The sequence below is a fragment of the Lentzea sp. NPDC004789 genome (assembly GCF_053601075.1).
The window spans coordinates 1-1,140 of the sequence record NZ_JBSGBE010000063.1 but is presented as its reverse complement, the minus strand read 5'-3'; the positions used below and the strand labels follow the sequence as shown (position 1 = coordinate 1,140).

General features: G+C 52.1%; 2 protein-coding genes. Both read right to left on the bottom strand.

Going from position 1 to position 1,140, the window contains the following annotated elements:
- Nucleotides 1-324: antiterminator Q family protein (locus ACWEIJ_RS46075; protein ID WP_449843630.1), on the bottom strand; the 324-nt coding region annotated here is incomplete at its 3' end.
- A 187-nt stretch (nucleotides 325-511) separates the two neighbouring features.
- A complete protein-coding gene (locus tag ACWEIJ_RS46070; RefSeq protein ID WP_350590804.1) occupies nucleotides 512-1,093 on the bottom strand; it encodes a recombination protein NinG in 582 nt (193 codons plus the stop codon).
- Nucleotides 1,094-1,140: the final 47 nt, after the last annotated feature.

Below are 1,140 nucleotides of genomic sequence, written 5' to 3'. Positions count from 1 at the left end.
GCGGGGCTTTGCGGTCGCGTGATAGTAAGATGCAATGGCTCGCTTAGAAGAACCATGAGCGTAGTAGCTGAGCAGGATGCCAAAGGCTTTCTTGTCGATAAACATGACGGAATCTACGACCTGAGAAATCAACATTCCGTCATCGCCATTGCACATCGGCCTGCTTGGATTTTTGCTTGGCTCTACGCTTTCCATGAACTTGGCGATCATGTTGCTCATGCGTCGCTCGAGTCGGCCTGAGTAAACCCATGCGCCCCACAGCTCAAGCCAGCCATTAACCCACTGATGCTGCTCATCGTCCAACTCAAATTTACTGATGTTCACGATATGCCCTCCGTCTTAACCGTTCCGTGGCGGTCTTGTTTTGTGGTGAACAACGTATGCATGCCTCGCCGGTCGATTACCCTAACGACCATGTTTCCGCCGGGACGCTGAACCACTCCATGACATCTGCCGGTTAGCGCGCGGAGGAATCTCGCCTCTTCGATTGCTGCAGGTATGCTTGTGAACATCAGGCTGCCTCCTGGAGTTTTTTCATTTCCCGCAATTTCGCTCTGTAACGCGCTCTAATCGCGTCTAACTCTTCGCGGGTGTATCGGTGTGGGTTGTTGTCGCTTTCAAGCACCATGACTCGCTCAGCGCCGATTTTCGTGATGAGATTGATTCGGTATTGAGTGATTGCACCGGAGTGATGGACATTGCAGGATGCGCACTGCAGATGGCAGTTATCTTCGTTGAACCTGAGCTGACCGGCCGCCGCTGTCGTTCTGAAGTGACCAGCGTGATATTCCGTTGCCGTTGTACTGCCGCAGCTAATGCAGCCACTTCCCTCATCCCTGGCTCGGATGTAGTCGTTGAAGGCTCGTTGTGTCATAGCAATCCAATGACTCAATGGCTTCGCGTCAGCCTTGCGCTTGTTCCACTCACGGCGTGCAGATGCCTCAGATTGCTTTTGCTTGCGCTCTGATTGCTGCTTTGCGTGTTGGATTGCACAGGATGGACTACAGACGATTTGAAGGGTATTGCGAGGGGTGAACTTGGCTTTGCATTGTCGGCAGGTTTTTGGCTTCGTCGGCTTAGCGCCTTTTTTCATTTGCGCCTCCATCCATTCTATTTAGATATCTGTCATGCTCGATAAGC